A 20,357-nucleotide genomic window follows, 5' to 3' on the forward strand; every position below is an offset into this window, starting at 1 on the left:
GATCTAATTAAATATTTCTATTATGGAAAAAGAATTTGAAAAGCTCATCTGCGATGCAAATGAAGCTGTGGCGAGAGTAGCGCACAAAACCAATGAGGTGTGTGCTATTTACCCGATTACCCCTTCTTCGCCGATGGGGGAACATGCAGAACTTTTTAGTTCGAAAGGGAAAAAAAATATCTGGGAAAATATTCCCCGAATTGTTGAAATGCAAAGTGAGGGTGGTGCTGCAGGAGCTGTTCATGGTTCTTTACAAGCTGGTGCTTTAACTACTACTTTTACTGCCTCTCAAGGCCTTTTATTAATGATTCCTAATATGTATAAAATTGCAGGGGAATTATTACCATGCGTTATTCACGTAGCTGCAAGAACAGTTGCAACACATGCTTTATCCATTTTTGGAGATCACTCCGATGTGATGGCGTGTCGTCAAACAGGATTCGCCATGTTATTTGGTGGTTCTGTGCAAGAAGCTCATGATTTTGCATTAATATCTCAAGTAGCAACCTTAAAATCTAGAGTGCCATTTATGAATATTTTCGATGGCTTTAGAACGTCGCACGAAATTTCTAAAATAGATGGAATTTCAGATGCCACCATCAAAGCGATGATGCCAGAAGATAAGGTAATGCAACACAGAAAAAGAGCCTTAGACCCTGATAGTCCAGTTGTAAGAGGTACTACCCAAAACCCTGACGTATTCTTCCAAGCAAGAGAAGCTTGTAATTTGTTTTATGACAAAGCTCCAGCAATTGTTCAAGAAACAATGGACGAATTCTATGAACTAACTGGACGTAGATACAATTTGTTTGATTATCTAGGTCACCCTGAAGCAGAAAGAGTTATTATTATTATGGGTTCTGCTGAAGGTCCTGTAAAAGAAGCGCTAAAAGTAATGTTAGCCGATGGAGAAAAAGTAGGTGTTATTTTTGTTCGCTTATTTAAACCGTTCTCTATTGCTGCTTTTGTTGATGCTTTACCAAAAACAGTGACTAAAATAGCTGTTTTAGACAGAACTAAAGAACCAGGAAGCGTTGGCGACCCACTTTACTTAGATATTGTAACTGCTCTTAACGAAAGCAGCAGAGAAATGCCAACTGTTGTTGCAGGTCGTTACGGTTTATCGTCAAAAGAATTTACACCTGCAATGGTTAAAGGTATTTATGACGAATTGTCTAACAAAAAACCTAAAAACCACTTTACTATTGGTATTAACGACGATGTAACCTTTACAAGTTTATACTACGACCCATCATTCGAAACTAAAACATCAACCATTAACTGTATGTTTTATGGATTAGGATCTGATGGAACTGTTGGAGCAAACAAAAACTCTATTAAAATTATTGGTGAAACTACAGATAATTACGTACAAGGATACTTTGTATACGATTCTAAAAAAGCAGGTGCACAAACTATTTCGCATTTGCGTTTTGGTCCAGAACCAATACACTCAAGTTATTTAATAGATAAAGCAGATTTCATCGCCAGTCATAAATTTAATTTTATTGAAAAATTTGATATGATTGCCGAATTAAAGCACGGAGGTACTTTCTTGCTTAATTCACCTTATTCTAAAGATGAAATTTGGGATAAATTACCAATTCAGATTCAAAAAGGAATCATTAAAAAAGAAGTTAAGTTTTATGTAATTGACGCAACTCAAGTGGCTCATGATGCCAAACTTGGTAAACGTGCCAATACCGTATTACAAACTTGTTTCTTTGCTATTTCTGGAATTTTACCACGAGAAGAGGCTATTCAAAAAATTAAAGATGCCATTGTAAAATCGTATTCTCACAAAGGAGAAAAAGTGGTAAAAATGAATTTCAACGCGGTTGATAAAGCCTTGGAAAATTTATTCCAAGTAGATTATCCAAAAGCAGTTACCAGCGAAACTCAAATGCTATCGGCTATGAGAGGTGCTCCTGAAGGATTCGTTACCGATGTTTTAGAAAAAATATTGGCTGGATTTGGAGATGAACTTCCTGTAAGTGCATTTACTGTAGACGGAACTTTCCCTACAGGAACTACACAATACGAGAAGAGTGGTATTGCCGATTTTATTCCAGTTTGGGATGACGAAAATTTATGTACACAATGTAATAAGTGTGTTGCCATTTGTCCTCACGCCGCTATTCGCTCTAAAGTAGTTAATAACGAAGATATTGCTAGTTTCCCAACCTCTTTAAAAAGCGTACCCGCAATTGGTAGACCATTCTCTAAAGAAAATGAATCTTATATCTTACAAGTTTCTCCAGAAGATTGTACAGGTTGCGATCTTTGTGTAGCGGTTTGTCCTGCTATTTCTAAAGAGAAAGAAAACTTCAAGGCTATTAATATGCACAAGAAAATTGAAGTTGATGAAGAAGAAAATGTTAATTGGGATCACTTTGTTTCCTTACCATATTACGACAGAACTGCGTTGCAAATTACTAACCTAAAAGGCTCGCAATTCTTAGAACCATTATTTGAATTCTCTGGAGCTTGTTCTGGTTGTGGTGAAACACCATATATTAAAATGATTACTCAGTTGTATGGCGATAGTATAATGATTGCCAATGCTACAGGATGTTCTTCTATTTATGGCGGAAACTTACCAACTACCCCTTACAAAACCAATGAGTTTGGTAGAGGACCAGCCTGGGCAAATTCGCTGTTTGAAGATAATGCCGAATTTGGTTTGGGTATGAAATTAGCACTTACTAAAAAACAAGAAATCGCTGTAGATTTATTAAAATCTTTAGAATTGTTAGTAGGCAGTGAACTTGTGGATGCTATTTTAAATAATCCGGAAGAAACCGAAACAGAAAAAGCCAAAAAACATGCTGATATCTTAGAACTTAAGAAAACCTTAGAAATCATCAATAGCGATGATGCGGCTAAATTAAGTCAATTAACAGAGTACTTACGCAAAAAAGCAGTTTGGATATTTGGAGGCGACGGATGGGCGTATGATATTGGATACGGTGGTGTAGATCACGTTTTATCAACCGGAGAAGATATTAATATTTTGGTAATGGATACCGAAGTTTATTCGAATACTGGTGGACAAGCATCTAAATCGACTCCTCTAGGCGCAAGTGCTAAATTTACTATTGGCGGTAAAAAAACCAGCAAGAAAAGCATGGCATTACAAGCAATTTCTTACGGAAACGTTTATGTAGCTCAAATTGCAATGGGAGCAAAAGACATGCAGTCTTTAAGAGCCATTCAAGAAGCAGCCGCTTATCCAGGACCATCATTAATTATTGCCTATGCACATTGTGGTGAACATGGTTATGATTTAAAACATGCTATTACACAACAAGAAAAAGCGATTGATTCCGGTTATTGGCCATTGTTTAGATTCGATCCTTCTAAACCAAAAGGAAAACGATTTAGTTTAGACTCTAAACAACCAAGCATTCCATTAAAAGACTTTATGTACAACGAAGCTCGTTTTACAAGAGTAGTTAAAGAAAATGCCGAATTAGGAGCCGAATTATTAAATCAAGCTCAAGATGAAGTTCATTCTAAATGGGAACGTTTAGAACTTTACAGAGATATGTAATTAAGTATTAAAAAGATTATTTAACTTTGACCTTAATAATCTTTTAAAAAAATTCTCCATGCTACAATTTTTAGTAGCATGGAGAATTTATAATACAAGCAATAAAATTTTTATTTATTATGGAAAATGACTCGAATAAATTCCTTTTAAATGCTGCTCAAAAATTAAATCAGGCAAACAAAGAACTTTACAAACCTAAAGAAGATATTGTATCTTTTTTAGTTTGCAAAAATTCACAATTTGCTATAGAAAATTATTTGAAAGGGTATCTTTTGAAAAATGATGTTGACCCAAGTGAATTTAAAACCATTACTAGTCTTTACGAACAATGTAAACTTATTAATAAAGAATTTGAAAAAGTAAATTTAACAGAATTCGACTGCAAATCTGTAGATACAGAATTAAGATTTTGTAACGACGTTTCTAAAGTTAGCAATTGTTATAGTATTGCTGATAGCTTAGACACCTTGTTAAGACAACAAAAAATCATTTAAACTTTACCACTAAAACTAACTAACTATGTTGTTCAATCGTTAAGATTGAATGTTAAGTACGCGCTCTATTTGGGGCGCGTACTTTTTTATAGTCATTTCTACTCCAGATTTCAAGGTCATTTGATTCACACTGCAACCAACGCAAGCGCCTTGTAACTGAACTTTTACCAGTGTATCATTCTCTTCAATAGACAATAATGAAATATCTCCACCATCGCTTTGTAAAAAAGGGCGAATCTCATCTAAAGCTTTCTCTACATTTAATCTCACTTCTTCTGTAGTCATCTATTTCTTTTTAACTGTTGAACAACCAGCCATAGTTGTTATTTTAATAGCCTCTGTTGGAGGTAAATTTTCGTTGCGGTTAACAACTTCCTGAACTACATTTTTGGCTAATATTTCAAAAGCACTTTCTAAAGGTGTTGCGGTTTGCAAAGCTGCTGGACGACCAACATCACCCGCCTCTCGAATACTTTGTACTAAAGGAATTTCACCTAAAAACGGCACTTTTAAATCTTCAGCTAAATTTTTAGCACCTTCTTTTCCGAATATATAATATTTATTATCTGGTAATTCTTCTGGTGTAAAATAAGCCATATTTTCAATAATACCTAATACTGGCACATCGATACTTTCTTGTTGAAACATTGCAACCCCCTTTTTAGCATCGGCCAGTGCCACATGTTGTGGTGTACTAACTACAACGGCACCGGTAATAGGTAACGCCTGCATAATACTTAAATGAATATCGCCGGTTCCTGGTGGTAAATCAATTAACAGAAAATCAATTTCTCCCCAATGCGCATCAAAAATCATTTGATTTAATGCTTTTGCTGCCATAGGCCCACGCCAAACAACCGCCTGATCTGGTTGTGTAAAGAAGCCAATCGATAATACTTTTACCCCGTAATTCTCAACAGGTTTCATTTTAGATTTTCCGTCGATATTTACTGCTAATGGGCGTTCTGCCTCCACATCAAACATAATCGGAATTGATGGTCCGTAAATATCGGCATCTAACACCCCTACTTTAAACCCCATTTTAGCTAAGGTTACAGCTAAATTAGAGGTTACTGTAGATTTTCCAACGCCACCTTTTCCTGAAGCCACAGCTACTATATTTTGAATTCCAGGAATAGGATTTCCTTTCATCACATTAACTTTTGGTGTTGCCGGCGCATCTACTTTTACATTCACTGTAATTTTAGCCTTTTCGTAAACCAGATCGTGAATGGTTTTTAAAATATCTACTTCGGTTCGCTTTTTTGCTTGCAAACTTGGGTTTGTAATGGTGATATCTACAATTACCTCATCGCCAAAAGTGACTACATTTGTTACAGCACCACTTTCAACCATATTTCTTCCTTCACCCGCCACTGTAATTGTTTCAAGTGCTTTAAGTATGTCTTGTTTGTTTAGTTTCATTTTTTTTTGAGATCATAGAAAATAGACCAAAGAATAAAGATTATTAACCACTAATTCTTGCTGCTATTTTCTTTAATTATAATATTTATTAAGAATAATTCTAATATACAAATATACAGTGAATTGTTTAGAATTTAAAGCGCTTTTATCGAAATGATTTAAGGTAAAACACGGTTTTTTTTACAATTCCTCTGAAGGATTCCAAAACACCTTTTCGAAATTTTGAATTTGGTTGTCAACAACCTCAATCCCCTCACTTTCCAATAGTTGCTGCATCAGGTTAGTGCCATCAAAATGATGTTTTCCGGTAAGTAGCCCTTTTCTATTTACAACACGATGCGCGGGTACATCTTTATTATGAGAACCATTCATGGCATACCCAACCATTCTGGCGCTTTTTCTGGCTCCTAAATAATTTGCAATAGCCCCATAACTTGTAACTCTGCCGTATGGTACAAGTTTAGCAACTTGATAAACCTTTTCAAAAAAAGTTAAAGTTTCTAGTTGCATTCGCTACATTTCCTTTATAATATTAATCAGTGTTATTATGGAAATCACTCCTGTTATTCCGCCAATTAAATAATTCATACTTTTTTGAGAACTAATAGACTTGTCTTTAATTTTATCAAAAAAGAAAATATAAACATACAGCATAACAAAGGTGCCCATTGCTGCTCCTGCAACGTAAGATATAATACTAAACAGACTAAAATCTAACCAACCAAATGATGCCAAAGTTATGGTCATATACGCCTGATAAGGAATGGGAAACACATTTATGGAAGACAAAAACAACCCTTGAAAAAACCGACTATGTTTACTCCTTACACGGGCGTCTAAAATCTGAGGTGGTTGTTTTTTGGCGACAAGCAAAAAGTAAATCGTAATAAGGACAAAAATAACAAAAGCCACTCTTTGAAGTATATCTACAACCTCAACGTGCTTACTTAAATACCTTGCAAAAATAGCGGCTATATAGGTTTGTATAATTACAACAACACATACACCTATAGAAAACATGACACCTCTTACATGGCCTTCTTTTAAGCTTATTTTAGCAGCCGTCATATTTAGCAAACCAGGAGGAATAACACCAATAAAAGCGACCAATAATCCTAAAAAGAAGACGATAGTTATATTCAAACCTATTTAATTTTAAATCTAATATACGTAATTGGTTTGTTTTGCTCTAAATATTGCGACTCGTAAAATGTTTGAATACTTGTAACTTCTTCTGGACTTCCTTCTTGCTTATATACATTATGGTTAGCGTATAACACTTCGTGTCCGGCACCATGTAATAAACCAAGTGTATAACCATGCATAAATTCGCTATCGGTTTTTAAGTTTACCACGCCTTCGGGCTTTAAGATGGTTTTATAACGATTTAAAAACTCTGCATTCGTCATACGATGCTTGGTACGCTTATACTTAATTTGCGGATCGGGGAAGGTTATCCAGATTTCATCTACTTCGTTACTAGCAAAAGCGTATTCGATAAGCTCTATTTGGGTACGTAAAAAAGCCACGTTTGGAATACCTTCTTCTACGGCTGTTTTAGCGCCTCTCCAAAATCTTGCGCCTTTAATATCGATTCCTATAAAATTTTTGTTAGGATATTTTTTTGCTAATGCTACCGAATATTCTCCTTTTCCACACCCTAATTCTAGCACCAATGGGTTGTTATTTTTAAAAACATGCTCGTTCCAATTGCCCTTTAAAGCAAATGAATGCCCTACTAACTCGTTTCTGGTTGGCTGAAATACGTTAGCAAATGTTTCATTTTCTTTAAATCTTCTTAATTTGTTCTTACTACCCACGTTATTTTTTAGTTTTTTAATAATTCGGTAAAATTAAGGAAATCTAAGAAAGAGTTTATATGCTTATCTTTGTTTTTAGCAAAAATAACTGCGTGAGGGATTGCAACGGCATCCTTTTTTGTTTTTTCAAAAAAGATATAGTGTAAAGCCCGACCCTTGTGGGCACGCCCAAATTACATGAAAAAGAAAAGAATTTTAGTTGCACCACTTAATTGGGGACTTGGGCATGCTACCCGATGTATCCCCATTATTCGTGCGTTAATGACTGAAGGATATCTGCCAATTATTGCCAGTGATGGTGCTGCACTTATGCTTTTACAGAAAGAATTTCCAGAGCTTTCCTCTATTCAATTGCCCGCGTACAATATAAGTTATACAAAAAATGAGAAATTCTTAAAACTGAAATTGCTTAAGGACTCTCCAAAGGTGATTCAAGCTATTAACAGAGAAAAAAAAATGATGAAAGATTTGGTTGAGATACACCAAATTGCTGGTATTATTTCTGATAACCGATTGGGTGTTTACAGCAAACGGGTTCCGTCTGTTTTTATTACGCATCAATTAAATGTTTTAAGTGGCGCTACCACTTGGTTAAGCACTAAAATTCATGAAAAATTTATTAAAAAGTTTGATGTATGCTGGGTCCCTGATGTTGATAGTGAGTTGAATTTAAGCGGTAAATTGGGGCATACCGACCATCATGAAATTGAAACAAAATATATTGGTGTATTAAGTAGACTTAACAAAAGGAGCCTAAACACCGCAAACGATGTTATGATTTTACTTTCTGGACCTGAGCCGCAACGAAGCTTACTTGAGGAAAAACTATTGGTAGCGTTTAATAACTTTGAAGGTAAGGTAGTATTTGTAAAAGGTGTGATGGATAGGGAACAAACCATACAAATAAAGGGACATACCACTATATTTAATTTTATGACGTCGCGATTGCTTGAGAAAACTATTAACGAAAGCGACTTGATAATTTGCCGATCGGGTTACACATCGATAATGGATTTAGCAAAACTTAATAAAAAAGCGTTTTTTATACCAACTCCCGGACAATATGAACAAGAATATTTAGCCAAGAGATTTACTGAATTAGGAATGGCGCCAAGTTGTGCACAAGACGAGTTTACAATTGATAAAATTAAAGCGATTGACAATTATTCAGGTTTAAAATCCTTTGATTATCAAGTAGATTTTAAAGAATTATTCAGCCTTTTCCAAGGTGAATGAAAATTCGCTTCCCACACCAAATTCGCTTTCTACATAAATTTTTTCGTTGTGTGCTTCAATAATATGTTTTACTATGGAAAGTCCTAGCCCAGAGCCACCTTCTTTTCGAGAACCACTTTTATCTACTCTGTAAAACCGTTCGAACAAACGCGCTAAGTGTTTTTTCTCTATACCTTCGCCATTATCGGTTATTCGAACAATAACTTTGTTTTTAATTAAGTTTTCTACACTAACTTCGGTTGTGCCATTTTCTCTTCCATACTTGATGGAATTTACGATAAGGTTAATAATTACCTGTTGCATACGCTCTTTATCGGCATAAACCAAAACGGGTTTAAAATAATCTGTATCGAAGGTTAAAGTAATATCTTTTTTAGCGGCTTTCATTTCGAGCATATCGAACACATTCCTGATAAGTTCAATCATATCAAACACTTCAAGATTTAAACTTAAATCACCAACCTCTAATTTGGTAATCATATCTAAATCATTAATGATGTATCCGAGACGTTCAACAGCTTTACTGGCTCTTTCTAAATATTTTTCTCTAAGATTCTTATCGTTCATGGCGCCGTCCAACAGTGTTAAAATATAACCTTGAACTGTAAATAAGGGCGTTTTTAATTCGTGCGATACATTGCCAATAAATTCTTTTCGGTATTGTTCTCTAACTTTTAGAGTTTCTATTTCAATTTTTTTATCGCGGGCAAATTTGTCGATCTCTTCAGTTAGCGTTTTCATATCGGTAGTGATAGGACCAGTTGTCATGTTTGAAGACTCGAGAATCGTTAAATCGTCGTATATTTTTTTTACTCGTCTATATATAAAACGTTCTACCCTGATTTGAACAATAAAAAATGAAAACACATAAACAATGACAACAAAAGGTACTAGCTCCCATAAGTTTATCTCGTGGAAAACATATAAAAAAACACTCCATAAGAGCGTTATAAATAATGTTATGTATAGCGATGTTTTAATCGCAAACTTATAAGATTTTTTAAATTGTATCTGCATTAATCTACAAACTTATAGCCTACTCCTTTTATGGTTTTAAAGCTATCATCTCCTATTTTTTCGCGAAGTTTTCTAATATGAACATCAATGGTTCTACCACCTACAATCACTTCATTTCCCCAAACAGAATCTAATATTTCGTCGCGTTTAAAAACCTTTCCTGGTTTAGATGCTAACAAAGATAACAATTCAAATTCCTTTCTTGGCAAAACAATTTCTTTTCCGTTTGAAGTGATTTTATATTCGTCGCGGTTTATAACTAAACTTCCAATTTTAAGGGTGTCCGCAACCTCATCTTCTTTAAAACGTCTAAGTAGCGCTTTTACTTTACTCACCAATACCTTAGGCTTAATGGGTTTTGTAATATAATCGTCGGCACCTGCATCAAAACCAGCCATTTGTGAGTAGTCTTCGCCTCTTGCCGTTAAAAACACAATGAGAGTATTTTGTAAATCTGGGTTTTTCCGAATTTGTTCGCAAGCTTCAATTCCGTCCATTTCTGGCATCATGACATCTAAAATTATTAAATGCGGAAGTTCTTTTTTTGCTTGCTTAACCGCTTCTTTTCCGTTTTCGGCGGTAATAACTTGGTAGCCTTCGCTTGTTAAATTGTAACCAACTATTTCTAAAATATCTGGTTCATCGTCTACTAAAAGTATTTTAATGTCTTTTTTTTTCATTGTAAAACAAATATTCTTGTTTATAAAGGTAAAGATAAAACTAATAAGAAGAATTTAAACTAGATATGAAATTAATAACATTAAGGTAACAAACTGGATACGTGAATTTAACGTTTCGATAAACGAACTAAATCTTTAACAGATTTTTGGCATCAAATTTGTTGCTTTTAACTACCTTTACATCACCAAATTGAACCTATGAAAAAAAATTACTTTCTATTTTTATTTTTAGCCTTAACATTTTTGATAACCCAAAAGGGATTTGCTCAAGACCATGTTAACACACAGGTTGTGTCTCAAAATATTGAAGACCTAACAATTTACCCAAATCCAGTTACAAACGGTAAAGTATTTATTTATATTTCGTCCAAACAAAATTTAACTAAGAAAGTTGAGTTTTATGATGTTTTAGGCAAACAAATATATTCTACGATGTTAACTGGTAAAGAACTTAATGTTTCCGCCTTAAGTAAAGGTGTTTATATTCTTAAAATAACAGAAAACAATATAAGTGAAACTAGGAAATTAGTGATAAAGTAACTCTAGCATAATATTAGCTTGAAAACAGGTTCTTAACGAAACTATTAGTAATAATGTATTAAATGTTTCAAAATTAAATGCTGGTATTTATGTTATGAAAGTGCAACAAGACAATGCCATAACTACTAAAAAACTAGTTATTGAATAAATCTCAAAACTTAACAATTTTTAAAGCGTTACCATTTGGTAGCGCTTTTTTATTTTATCTACTTTTGTTTTATGATTGACCCAAACACTATATTCCATATTAAAACCGAAAAACAATTTGAAGATTTGGCTCTGCAAATTTTTAAATTTCAGTTTGAAAACAATCGGGTGTATCGTTCGTTTTGCGATTTATTATATAAACATCCTAGCGATGTTAAATCTATTTACGATATCCCATTTTTACCGATTCAGTTTTTTAAAACCCATACCGTAGTAAGCTCCAAAGCCCCTGTCCAAACTACATTAACAAGCTCTGGAACAACGGGTAGCCAAACAAGTAAACATGCTGTTACTAATTTAGAAATCTACAACCATAGTTTTAATAAAGGATTTGAACAGTTTTATGGCAACATTGAAGATTATGTTGTTTTAGCCTTATTACCATCGTACCTTGAGCGCGAAGGTTCCTCATTAATTTACATGGTTGATGCGCTTATAAAACAATCGAAACACACAGATAGTGGCTTTTATTTGAATAATATTTCAGAATTAAAAGACACGTTGATTCGTTTAGATTCACAAGGACAAAAAGTGCTTCTAATCGGAGTTTCTTTTGCACTATTAGATTTGGTTGAAGCCTATCAATTCAACCTTAAAAACATAATCGTTATGGAAACTGGCGGTATGAAAGGACGCCGTAAAGAATTAATTCGCGAAGAATTACACATGCAATTAAAACAAGGTTTTGGAGTAGACAATATTCACAGCGAATATGGTATGACCGAACTTTTAAGTCAGGCTTACTCAAAAGGCAATGGCATTTTTAAATGTTCGAATTGGATGCGAATTTTAACCCGTGATACCGAAGACGCTTTAACTATTTTACCATTTGAAAAAGCAGGTGGTATTAATATAATAGATTTGGCTAATATAAATTCCTGCTCCTTTATTGCGACTCAGGATTTAGGAAAGGTAAATAACGACGGTACTTTTGAAATTATTGGACGTTTTGATAATTCTGATATCCGCGGTTGTAATTTAATGGTTCTGTAAAAATATTAGTTTATTGATGTAAGTTATAAAAACAAATTACGACTTAAATTAAAACTATGAAAAAGAAGGATTAATTTTTTAGTTTTATTGGTTAGTATAAAGCCTGATTTAAAAATCAGGCTTTATTGTTTTTTAGACGATTCTTAAAACAAAATAATTTTTTTTACCACGCTGTAAAAGCACAAATTTATTATTTATCAGGTCTTTTGAAGTAATGGTATAATCGTCTTGCACTTTCTCTTTATTAACAGAAATAGAATTTTCTTTTAACGCACGACGCGCTTCACCATTCGATTTTAAGAAACCTCCTTTTTCTGCCAAGGCCGCAATAATATCTAAACCAGATTCTATATCTGATTGAGGTATTTCGGTTAACGGAACACCATCAAACACATCTAAAAAAGTTTTCTCGTTTAACTTTTTTAAATCGTCTCCAGTAGAATTTCCGAATAAAATTTCACTTGCTTTAATGGCATTATCTAATTCATCTTTAGAATGTACCGTCGTTGTAATTTCTTCTGCCAAACGTTTTTGCAACGCACGTAAATGTGGCGCTTCTTTATGTTCACTAATTAGCCCTTCAATTTCTTCGCGGGTTAAAAACGTAAATATTTTAATGTATTTTTCTGCATCAACATCGCTTGTATTCAACCAATATTGGTAAAATTTATAGGGCGATGTTCTTTCGGCATCCAGCCAAATATTACCGCCTTCAGTTTTTCCAAATTTAGTACCATCAGCTTTTGTGATTAACGGCCAAGTAAGGGCATAGCCTTTCCCTGCATCAATACGACGGATTAACTCGGTACCCGTAGTAATATTTCCCCATTGATCGCTACCACCCATTTGCAGTGTACATTGCTTATCGCGATATAAATGCAAAAAATCGTAACCCTGTACGAGTTGGTAAGTAAACTCAGTAAAGCTCATGCCAACAGCAGACTCTGATGATAAGCGTTTTTTTACCGAATCTTTAGCCATCATATAATTTACGGTAATGTGCTTGCCAACATCACGAATAAACTCTAAAAACGAAAAGTTTTTCATCCAATCGTAATTATTCACAATAATAGCTGCATTTTCAGCATCACTTTCAAAATCTAAAAAGCGTGATAACTGCTCTTTTATAGCATCCTGATTATGTCTTAATGTTTTTTCATCAAGCAAATTACGCTCAGACGACTTTCCAGATGGATCTCCAATCATTCCTGTAGCGCCTCCTACAAGGGCTACTGGTTTATGTCCTGCCAATTGAAAATGTTTAAGTCCCATAACACCAACCAAGTGTCCAATGTGCAATGAATCGGCGGTTGGGTCAATCCCAACATAAGCACTACGCATGGCTTCCATTAAGTGTTCTTCAGTTCCTGGCATGCTATCTTGTATCATACCTCTCCACGTTAATTCTTCTACAAAATTCTTTGTCATTTTTTTCAATTTTCACAAAACTATGGCAAAGATAAAAATCAATGTATAATTCCCTTGGTTTTAAAGTTGAAAGTTTCAATCTTTATTAGAAACAATTCTAATAGCCTACAATGAAGACTAAATATTCACTATTTTAGACGCATGATATTAGTAACAGGAGGCACAGGCTTAGTTGGAGCGCATTTGCTTTATCAACTTGTAAGCAATAACGAAAACGTTCGGGCAATTTACAGAAGCGAGCGTAAATTAGAACATGTAAAAACTGTTTTTGGCAATTACACAAGCGATTACGATTCTATCTTTAATTCTATCGATTGGGTACAAGCAGATATATTAGATATTCCTGCACTTTCGGAAGCGTTTATAAATATTACTCATGTGTACCATTGCGCTGCCTTTGTATCTTTTGAACCCGATAAATACAAACTTTTAAGAAAAACCAATATTGAAGGCACTGCTAATATTGTAAATCTTTGTATTTCGAATACCATAAAAAAACTTTGTTATGTAAGCTCGATTGCAACTTTAGGCAAACCCATAAACAGCACCTTTATTGATGAAGTAACTGTTTGGAACCCTGAAGACAACAACAGCGTTTATGCCATAACAAAATATGGCGCAGAAATGGAAGTTTGGCGTGGTTCTCAGGAAGGACTCGATGTAGTAGTGGTTAATCCTGGTATTATTTTGGGCGCCGGAATATGGAATTACGGCACAGGAAGCCTATTTAAAAAAGCACATAAGGGTTTAAAATATTACACTTCTGGAACCGTTGGCCTTATTACCGTTGAAGATGTAACAACACTTATGATTGCTTTAATGAAAAGTGCCATTATAAATGAACGATTTGTTTTAGTGGCTGAAAACTGGACTTATAAAGCGTTTTTACAAACTTTAGCTGAATCTGTAAATACAAAAAAACCTGAAAAATTAGCAAAATCCTGGTTGCTCTTTTTAGGCTGGAAATTAGACTGGTTAAAACATAAATTAACGGGCAAACGCAGACAACTAACCAAACACATTGCTATTTCTTTGGCTACAGAGAAAAATTATAGTAGTGAAAAAATTAAAACAGCGCTAAACTATAACTTTAAAGATGTTAAAACGGCTATTCACGAGATTGGAGCTTTGTATTTGAAACAGGACTAATCAATATCTCTTTTCCTTTTAAAGCTTTCTTTTTTTGTTTTATTTCAGACAACGAATCCTTTTTAGTTTTCAATTTTAACGAATCTTGAGTTTTTAAGGAGTCTTTTATTTTAATAGCCTCCAAAGAATCTCTTTCTCGTTTTTCAAATTCCCTTTTCTCTTTAAGTTCCTGCGCTTTAAACACTAATTTCAAGGCTTCTAAACTATCTATAACTTTATCGTAGATTTCTTTATAATCCTTTACGTAATAGGCGTAATAGTTATTGCTCATGGCAAACTGTAAACTATCGATGCCATGCTTTTCAAAAACATATGTATCAACCTCTATACCATGCTCTTTCATAATGTTTTTATTAATATACGTCGCCGAACCAATTAATTTTGCATCGATTAAAATATCGACCATTTTAGCCTTCGAAATTAAATTATCTGGCTTTTTTGGCGCCCCTATATTACAAGAAAGAACGGTTAATAAAATACAGCTATAAAGGGTAAATTGTTTTAACATTATCTAGAAAAAGTTAATCGCTTTGCAGATTTTACACCGTTAAATTTAGCATTCTGATAAACCAAACTACCATTTACAAAGGTATGTGTTATTCTCGATTTAAACGTTGTGCCTTCAAATGGCGACCATCCACATTTGTAAAGAATATTATCTTTATTAACGGTCCACGGATTATTTAAATCTACCAAAACTAAATCGGCAAAATACCCTTCTTTAATATAACCTCTTTTTTCAATTTGAAATAAAATAGCTGGATTGTGGCACATCTTTTCCACAATTTTTTCTATTGAAATTTTGCCTCTATGATACATTTCCAACATGGCAGGTAACGCATGTTGCACTAATGGACCTCCTGATGGCGCCTGGGTGTAAACATTATTCTTCTCGTCTATAGTATGCGGCGCATGGTCTGTTGCGATAACGTCTATTCTATCATCCAGTAAAGCTTCCCATAACTGTTCTCTATCTTTATCGGTTTTAACAGCTGGATTCCATTTAATAAAAGTTCCTTTTTTATCGTAATCTGCATCAGAAAACCATAAATGATGTATGCAAACTTCGGCAGTAATGCTCTTATCTTTTAACGGGATTTTATTGCTGAATAAACTTGTTTCTTTTCCTGTAGAAAGATGAAAAACATGAAGTCTTGCCCCTGTTTTTTTTGCCAATTTAATAGCATTTGATGATGACAAATAACAAGCTTCTTCGCTTCTTATAATGGGATGGTATTTTACTGGAATATCGTCGCCATAAGTCTCGAAATGCTCCTGAAAATTCTTTTTTATAGTCGCCTCATCTTCACAATGAACGGAAATTAACAGTTTTGTGCTTTTAAATATTTTCTCGAGTACCTTAACATCATCAACAAGCATATTCCCTGTAGAAGACCCAAGAAATAATTTTAATCCTGCCACAGTTTTAGGATCTACCTTTAAAATTTCCTCTAAATTATCGTTTGTACCACCAAACATAAACGAATAATTTGCAGATGACGATTTGGCTGCTATATCGAATTTACGTTCTAATTGTTCTATGGTAGTTGTTTGCGGATTGGTATTCGGCATTTCTATAAAAGACGTAATACCACCGGCTATAGCCGCTTTAGATTCGGTTTCGATAGTGGCTTTTTTTGTTAAACCTGGTTCTCTAAAATGAACCTGATCGTCGATAGCTCCAGGCAACAAATATTTGCCCTCGGCATCAATAACATGCACATCTGAAGACTTCGCGCTAATTGATTCGCCAATTTCTTTTATAAATTCACCTTCTATTAAGATATCTCCTTTAAAAATAACCTTTTCATTAACAATGTTGGCATTTTTAATTAGTGTTGTTTTTGGTTTCATAACCTTCTCTACTTTTTAAATAGACTTTTTAGTCTCATAGCAATTACTCCAAAAATTGCTTCAGAAATTATGCCAGAACTTAATTTTGACACACCCTGTGTTCTGTCTGTAAAAACGACAGGGACTTCAATAATATTAAATTTCTTTAAATATGTTTTAAATTTCATCTCAATCTGAAAAGCATACCCTATAAATTTAACCTTATCTAAATTTATAGTTTCCAGCACTTTCCTTTTATAGCACACATATCCCGCGGTTGTGTCATGTATTTTCATGCCGGTTATTATTCTAACATATCGCGATGCAAAATACGACATTAAAACGCGCGACATAGGCCAATTCACCACATTTACGCCCGTTATATAGCGAGAACCGATGGCTAAATCGGCACCACCAACATGACAAGCGGCGTGTAACCTTACCAAATCTTTAGGATCATGCGAAAAATCGGCATCCATTTCAAAAATATATTGATAGTGTTTTTTTAAGCACCATTTAAACCCGTGAATGTACGCGGTTCCTAATCCAGATTTTTCTTTTCTTACTTCTAAAAACAGCCTTTCAGGGAATTCTTTTTGAAGTTCCTTTACTTTTAAACCTGTTAAATCTGGCGAATTATCATCTACAATAAGCACATGAATAGCTTCCGATTGAGAAAACACAGCTCTTATTATAGCTTCTATATTTTCAATTTCATTGTATGTTGGTATAATTACAACCGTATCTGTCATCCTTTTCTTTTAAAGACGTGCATTCAATTTTAAGCAAATGTACACCATTCGTCGAATATTTATTTTAAATATTCCTTAATAATTAATCTAACTTCTGAAATTTTTATAATAATTTTACAGTATGCTTAGAGATACTGTATCGAACGATTTTTATACAATTGTACTTGTATTAGGGATATTAATTATTGCCATAGCAAAATTAGTGTCTCCTAAACGGTTCGACGATTTTGTTTCGGTTTTAGGCAATTCAAAATACATTAAAATCTATTCTAGAGAACAGAAATTTTTAGACAAATTTGATGCTTTATTGTTTATTAATTTAATTCTTTCTACGTCGCTTTTTAGCTTTATAATGTATCAATATTTTACTAAAACTAGTACGATATCGGTAGATTTAATGATAAAAATTTCGTTTGGAATTTGTGTTTTCATCTTAATAAAAGTGCTTTTTGAACGCTTAATTGGCAGCCTTTTAGATATTGACACTGCCATAGACCAATACCTCTTTCAGAAAATAAGCTATAAAAATTTTTTAGGAATTTTATTAATTCCCATTAATGCCATTTTAATATATAGTTTTAGCCCAACTATGCTGTTTTTTTATATATCGTTTGCATTATTATTTGCAGTAATTATTACCGGATTAATAACTTCTCTTAAAACGCATCAAACTTTAATAAAACACAATATTTTTTATTTTATTTTGTATCTTTGCGCTCTCGAAATCGCCCCTTTTATCATTTTATATAAGGTGTATATTTCGAAATAAAAGATATAACTACCTACGCTTATGAAAGTGAAAACCATTTTAGTATCTCAACCAGAACCTAAAATAGAAAACTCGCCTTACTTCGATTTAATAGAAAAGCAAAAAGTAAAAATAGATTTTAGACCTTTTATTCATGTTGAAGGTGTTTCGGCAAAAGATGTTAGAGCGCAAAAAGTGGATTTAAATCACTATACAGCCATTGTTTTAACAAGTAGAAATGCTGTAGACCACTTTTTTAGAGTCGCAGAAGAAATGCGATTTAAAGTGCCAGATACCATGAAATATTTCTGTCAGTCTGAAGCGGTTGCCTTTTATTTACAAAAATACGTTGTATATAGAAAGCGCAAAATTTATGTAGGAAAGCGAAACTTCTCTGAACTTTCTCCATTAATTAAAAAATATAAAGACGAAAAGTTTTTATTGCCTAATACGGATAAAGTGAAAGATGAAGTTCCGAACACATTAAATGCTTTGGGAGTGGATTGGAAACAAGCTATATTTTACAGAACTGTTATAAGCGATTTAACTGATTTAGCAGATGTATTTTACGATATTTTAGTGTTTTTCAGTCCTTCTGGTATTGATTCGTTATTCCATAATTTTCCAGATTTTAAACAAAATGAAACTCGCATTGCCGTATTTGGAGACACTACCATTAAAGCTGTTGAAGAAAGAGGCCTACGTGTAGACATTGCGGCTCCTACTCCGGAAACCCCATCAATGACTATGGCATTAGAAAAATATATTGAAAAAGTAAATAAAGGAAAATAAAACTACCTTACACATATAAAAAAGGGATGATTTTAAAAATCATCCCTTTTTTATTTTTTAAAATGCGTATCGTTGCGGACCACCTCGTCGAATTTCTTCGCTTGCATAAGGTTCAAATTTCTTAAAATTCTCCCTAAACGCATTGGTTAGTTTAAATGCGGTTGTATAGTACGCTTGGTCGTCATTCCATGTCGCTCTCGGACTTAAAACACTAGTGGGCACTCCAGGACATTCTCTGGGCTGTGCCACTCCAAAAACCGAATGAATATGATATTTATCGTATTCATACAATCCTAAATCGCCATTTAAAACCGCATTAATCATGGCTCTTGTATATTTTAATTTCATTCTCGTTCCAACGCCATAAGGTCCTCCAGTCCATCCCGTATTTATTAACCATACATTAACGCCCGAGTCGGTCATTTTCTGACTTAACATTTCGGCATACTTTGTAGGATGCAACGGCATAAACGGCGCCCCAAAACACGCCGAAAAAGACGGTTGCGGTTCTAAAACACCAGCCTCTGTTCCTGCCACTTTAGCCGTATATCCAGAAATAAAATGATAGGCGGCCTGACTTGGTGTTAATTTAGAAATTGGAGGCAACACCCCAAAAGCATCGGCGGTTAAAAAGAAAATGTTCTTTGGGTTTTTTCCTATAGAGGGCGTTTGTATATTCTCAATATGATACAACGGATAACTAACACGTGTGTTTTGAGTAATGGAGGTATCATCAAAAAGCACATTATTTTGGGCATCTAATTTTACATTCTCAAGAATGGCACCTTTTTTAATCGCATCATAAATTTCTGGTTCGTTTTCTCTAGAAAGATTAATGACTTTAGCATAGCACCCACCTTCAAAATTAAAAACAGTATTTTCGGCTGTCCAGCCATGTTCGTCATCACCGATTAAACTTCTATTCGGATCGGTAGACAAGGTTGTTTTTCCCGTTCCAGACAAGCCAAAGAAAATAGCCGTATCTCCTGCTTTACCCACGTTGGCACTGCAATGCATTGGCAAGGTGTTTTTGTATACGGGAAGTATAAAATTTAAGGCAGAAAAGATTCCTTTTTTAATTTCACCGGTGTAACCTGTGCCACCTATTAGTGCAATCTTTTTTGTGAAGTTTAAAATTGCAAAATTATGCTGACGGGTGCCATCTATCTCTGGTTTTGCCATAAACCCTGGGGCATTAATTACAGTCCATTCCGATTTAAAGTTTTTTAATTCTAACTCCGTTGGACGCAAAAACATATTATATGCAAACATGTTGCTCCACGCATATTCATTTATTACGCGAATATTTAATTTATAATGTGGGTCGGCGCAGGCGTAACAATCCCTTACAAAAACTTCTTTATTCGATAAATAGGCAACAACTTTGTTATATAAACTATCAAATTTACTTGGCTCAAAGGGTAGATTTATATGACTCCACCAAACTTTATCTTCGGTAATAGCATCTTTTACAATAAATCGATCTAGCGGAGATCTGCCGGTAAATTCACCTGTGTTTACAGCCAATGCTCCAGAGGATGCTTCAACACCCTGCCCCTTTTCAATTGTAATGTCATGGAGTTGTTCAGGATCTAACTGATACCTAATTTGAGCATTTGATATGCCATATTCATCAAGCGATATTGTTTTCTTTGTGTGGCTTTCCTTTGTCATAAAATAAAATATGAAT

21 protein-coding genes are annotated in these 20,357 nt (G+C 34.1%); 9 read left to right on the forward strand and 12 right to left on the reverse strand.

What is annotated here, in order from left to right; all coding sequences use genetic code 11:
- Window positions 1-22: 22 nt before the first annotated feature.
- Both nifJ and ACFQ0I_RS01450 read left to right on the forward strand, forming a co-directional pair.
- Complete coding sequence (gene nifJ, locus ACFQ0I_RS01445; RefSeq protein WP_379938685.1) at window positions 23-3,553, forward strand: pyruvate:ferredoxin (flavodoxin) oxidoreductase; 3,531 nt, start codon at window positions 23-25, stop codon at window positions 3,551-3,553.
- Window positions 3,554-3,672: 119 nt separating this feature from the next.
- Window positions 3,673-4,047 carry a HEPN domain-containing protein gene (locus ACFQ0I_RS01450; RefSeq protein WP_379938687.1) on the forward strand — a complete coding sequence of 125 codons (375 nt, stop codon included), beginning with the start codon at window positions 3,673-3,675 and terminating at the stop codon, window positions 4,045-4,047.
- Between the two features lie 39 nt (window positions 4,048-4,086).
- Here ACFQ0I_RS01450 and ACFQ0I_RS01455 read toward each other — a convergent pair whose 3' ends face one another.
- The 5 genes from ACFQ0I_RS01455 to trmB all read right to left on the reverse strand — a co-directional run bounded on the left by ACFQ0I_RS01455 (window position 4,087) and on the right by trmB (window position 7,292).
- Window positions 4,087-4,332 carry a NifU family protein gene (locus ACFQ0I_RS01455; RefSeq protein ID WP_379938689.1) on the reverse strand — a complete coding sequence of 82 codons (246 nt, stop codon included), beginning with the start codon at window positions 4,330-4,332 and terminating at the stop codon, window positions 4,087-4,089.
- Entirely contained in the window at window positions 4,333-5,472 is a 1,140-nt protein-coding gene (locus tag ACFQ0I_RS01460) for an Mrp/NBP35 family ATP-binding protein (RefSeq protein ID WP_379938691.1), read from the reverse strand.
- Between the two features lie 180 nt (window positions 5,473-5,652).
- Window positions 5,653-5,982 carry an MGMT family protein gene (locus ACFQ0I_RS01465; RefSeq protein ID WP_379938693.1) on the reverse strand — a complete coding sequence of 110 codons (330 nt, stop codon included), beginning with the start codon at window positions 5,980-5,982 and terminating at the stop codon, window positions 5,653-5,655.
- Between the two features lie 3 nt (window positions 5,983-5,985).
- A complete protein-coding gene (locus ACFQ0I_RS01470; RefSeq protein ID WP_379938695.1) occupies window positions 5,986-6,615 on the reverse strand; it encodes a lysine transporter LysE in 630 nt (209 codons plus the stop codon).
- Window positions 6,616-6,617: 2 nt separating this feature from the next.
- A complete protein-coding gene (gene trmB / locus ACFQ0I_RS01475) occupies window positions 6,618-7,292 on the reverse strand; it encodes a tRNA (guanosine(46)-N7)-methyltransferase TrmB (RefSeq protein ID WP_379938697.1) in 675 nt (224 codons plus the stop codon).
- A 177-nt stretch (window positions 7,293-7,469) separates the two neighbouring features.
- Between trmB and ACFQ0I_RS01480 the strand changes: the two genes are divergently transcribed.
- Entirely contained in the window at window positions 7,470-8,528 is a 1,059-nt protein-coding gene (locus ACFQ0I_RS01480) for a glycosyltransferase (protein WP_379938699.1), read from the forward strand.
- Here the strand turns inward: ACFQ0I_RS01480 and ACFQ0I_RS01485 are convergent.
- Window positions 8,502-9,545 carry a sensor histidine kinase gene (locus ACFQ0I_RS01485; RefSeq protein ID WP_379938701.1) on the reverse strand — a complete coding sequence of 348 codons (1,044 nt, stop codon included), beginning with the start codon at window positions 9,543-9,545 and terminating at the stop codon, window positions 8,502-8,504. The genes ACFQ0I_RS01480 and ACFQ0I_RS01485 overlap by 27 nt on opposite strands.
- Window positions 9,545-10,225, reverse strand: a complete 681-nt coding sequence (locus ACFQ0I_RS01490; RefSeq protein ID WP_379938703.1) for a response regulator transcription factor — start codon at window positions 10,223-10,225, stop codon at window positions 9,545-9,547. The genes ACFQ0I_RS01485 and ACFQ0I_RS01490 overlap by 1 nt, the downstream gene beginning before the upstream one ends.
- 198 nt (window positions 10,226-10,423) lie before the next feature.
- Here ACFQ0I_RS01490 and ACFQ0I_RS01495 point away from each other — a divergent pair, with 198 nt between their 5' ends.
- The 3 genes from ACFQ0I_RS01495 (at window position 10,424) to ACFQ0I_RS01505 (ending at window position 11,965) form a co-directional block, all read left to right on the forward strand.
- Complete coding sequence (locus tag ACFQ0I_RS01495; protein WP_379938705.1) at window positions 10,424-10,765, forward strand: T9SS type A sorting domain-containing protein; 342 nt, start codon at window positions 10,424-10,426, stop codon at window positions 10,763-10,765.
- Window positions 10,766-10,808: 43 nt separating this feature from the next.
- Complete coding sequence (locus ACFQ0I_RS01500) at window positions 10,809-10,913, forward strand: T9SS type A sorting domain-containing protein (protein WP_379939936.1); 105 nt, start codon at window positions 10,809-10,811, stop codon at window positions 10,911-10,913.
- A gap of 71 nt (window positions 10,914-10,984) precedes the next feature.
- Window positions 10,985-11,965: a LuxE/PaaK family acyltransferase gene (locus ACFQ0I_RS01505; protein WP_379938707.1), complete on the forward strand. Its 981-nt coding sequence runs from the start codon at window positions 10,985-10,987 to the stop codon at window positions 11,963-11,965.
- Window positions 11,966-12,097: 132 nt separating this feature from the next.
- Here the strand turns inward: ACFQ0I_RS01505 and tyrS are convergent, their stop codons facing one another.
- On the reverse strand, window positions 12,098-13,393 hold the full coding sequence (gene tyrS / locus ACFQ0I_RS01510; RefSeq protein WP_379938709.1) for a tyrosine--tRNA ligase: 1,296 nt from the start codon (window positions 13,391-13,393) through the stop codon (window positions 12,098-12,100).
- A 141-nt stretch (window positions 13,394-13,534) separates the two neighbouring features.
- Between tyrS and ACFQ0I_RS01515 the strand changes: the two genes are divergently transcribed.
- On the forward strand, window positions 13,535-14,542 hold the full coding sequence (locus ACFQ0I_RS01515; protein ID WP_379938711.1) for an NAD-dependent epimerase/dehydratase family protein: 1,008 nt from the start codon (window positions 13,535-13,537) through the stop codon (window positions 14,540-14,542).
- Here the strand turns inward: ACFQ0I_RS01515 and ACFQ0I_RS01520 are convergent.
- The 3 genes from ACFQ0I_RS01520 to ACFQ0I_RS01530 are packed head-to-tail and all read right to left on the reverse strand — an operon-like array spanning window position 14,502 to window position 17,127.
- Window positions 14,502-15,050 carry a DUF4296 domain-containing protein gene (locus ACFQ0I_RS01520; RefSeq protein WP_379938713.1) on the reverse strand — a complete coding sequence of 183 codons (549 nt, stop codon included), beginning with the start codon at window positions 15,048-15,050 and terminating at the stop codon, window positions 14,502-14,504. The genes ACFQ0I_RS01515 and ACFQ0I_RS01520 overlap by 41 nt on opposite strands.
- Window positions 15,050-16,396, reverse strand: coding sequence for a dihydroorotase (locus ACFQ0I_RS01525; protein ID WP_379938715.1), 1,347 nt, complete (start codon window positions 16,394-16,396; stop codon window positions 15,050-15,052). Before ACFQ0I_RS01525 ends, ACFQ0I_RS01520 begins: the two co-directional genes overlap by 1 nt.
- An 8-nt stretch (window positions 16,397-16,404) precedes the next feature.
- Window positions 16,405-17,127 carry a polyprenol monophosphomannose synthase gene (locus ACFQ0I_RS01530; RefSeq protein WP_379938717.1) on the reverse strand — a complete coding sequence of 241 codons (723 nt, stop codon included), beginning with the start codon at window positions 17,125-17,127 and terminating at the stop codon, window positions 16,405-16,407.
- 121 nt (window positions 17,128-17,248) lie between these two features.
- On the opposite strand from ACFQ0I_RS01530, the gene ACFQ0I_RS01535 reads away from it, so the two are divergent.
- Window positions 17,249-17,896, forward strand: a complete 648-nt coding sequence (locus ACFQ0I_RS01535; RefSeq protein WP_379938719.1) for a DUF4271 domain-containing protein — start codon at window positions 17,249-17,251, stop codon at window positions 17,894-17,896.
- Between the two features lie 21 nt (window positions 17,897-17,917).
- Window positions 17,918-18,667 (forward strand): uroporphyrinogen-III synthase, encoded by a 750-nt coding sequence (locus ACFQ0I_RS01540; protein ID WP_379938721.1) that lies wholly within the window; start codon window positions 17,918-17,920, stop codon window positions 18,665-18,667.
- 57 nt (window positions 18,668-18,724) lie between these two features.
- On the opposite strand, the gene pckA is transcribed toward ACFQ0I_RS01540, so the two are convergent.
- Entirely contained in the window at window positions 18,725-20,341 is a 1,617-nt protein-coding gene (gene pckA / locus ACFQ0I_RS01545; protein ID WP_379938723.1) for a phosphoenolpyruvate carboxykinase (ATP), read from the reverse strand.
- Between the last annotated feature and the right edge of the window lie 16 nt (window positions 20,342-20,357).

It is taken from the genome of Mariniflexile aquimaris (assembly GCF_042676825.1).
In the GTDB taxonomy this organism is placed as follows: Bacteria; Bacteroidota; Bacteroidia; order Flavobacteriales; family Flavobacteriaceae; genus Mariniflexile; species Mariniflexile aquimaris.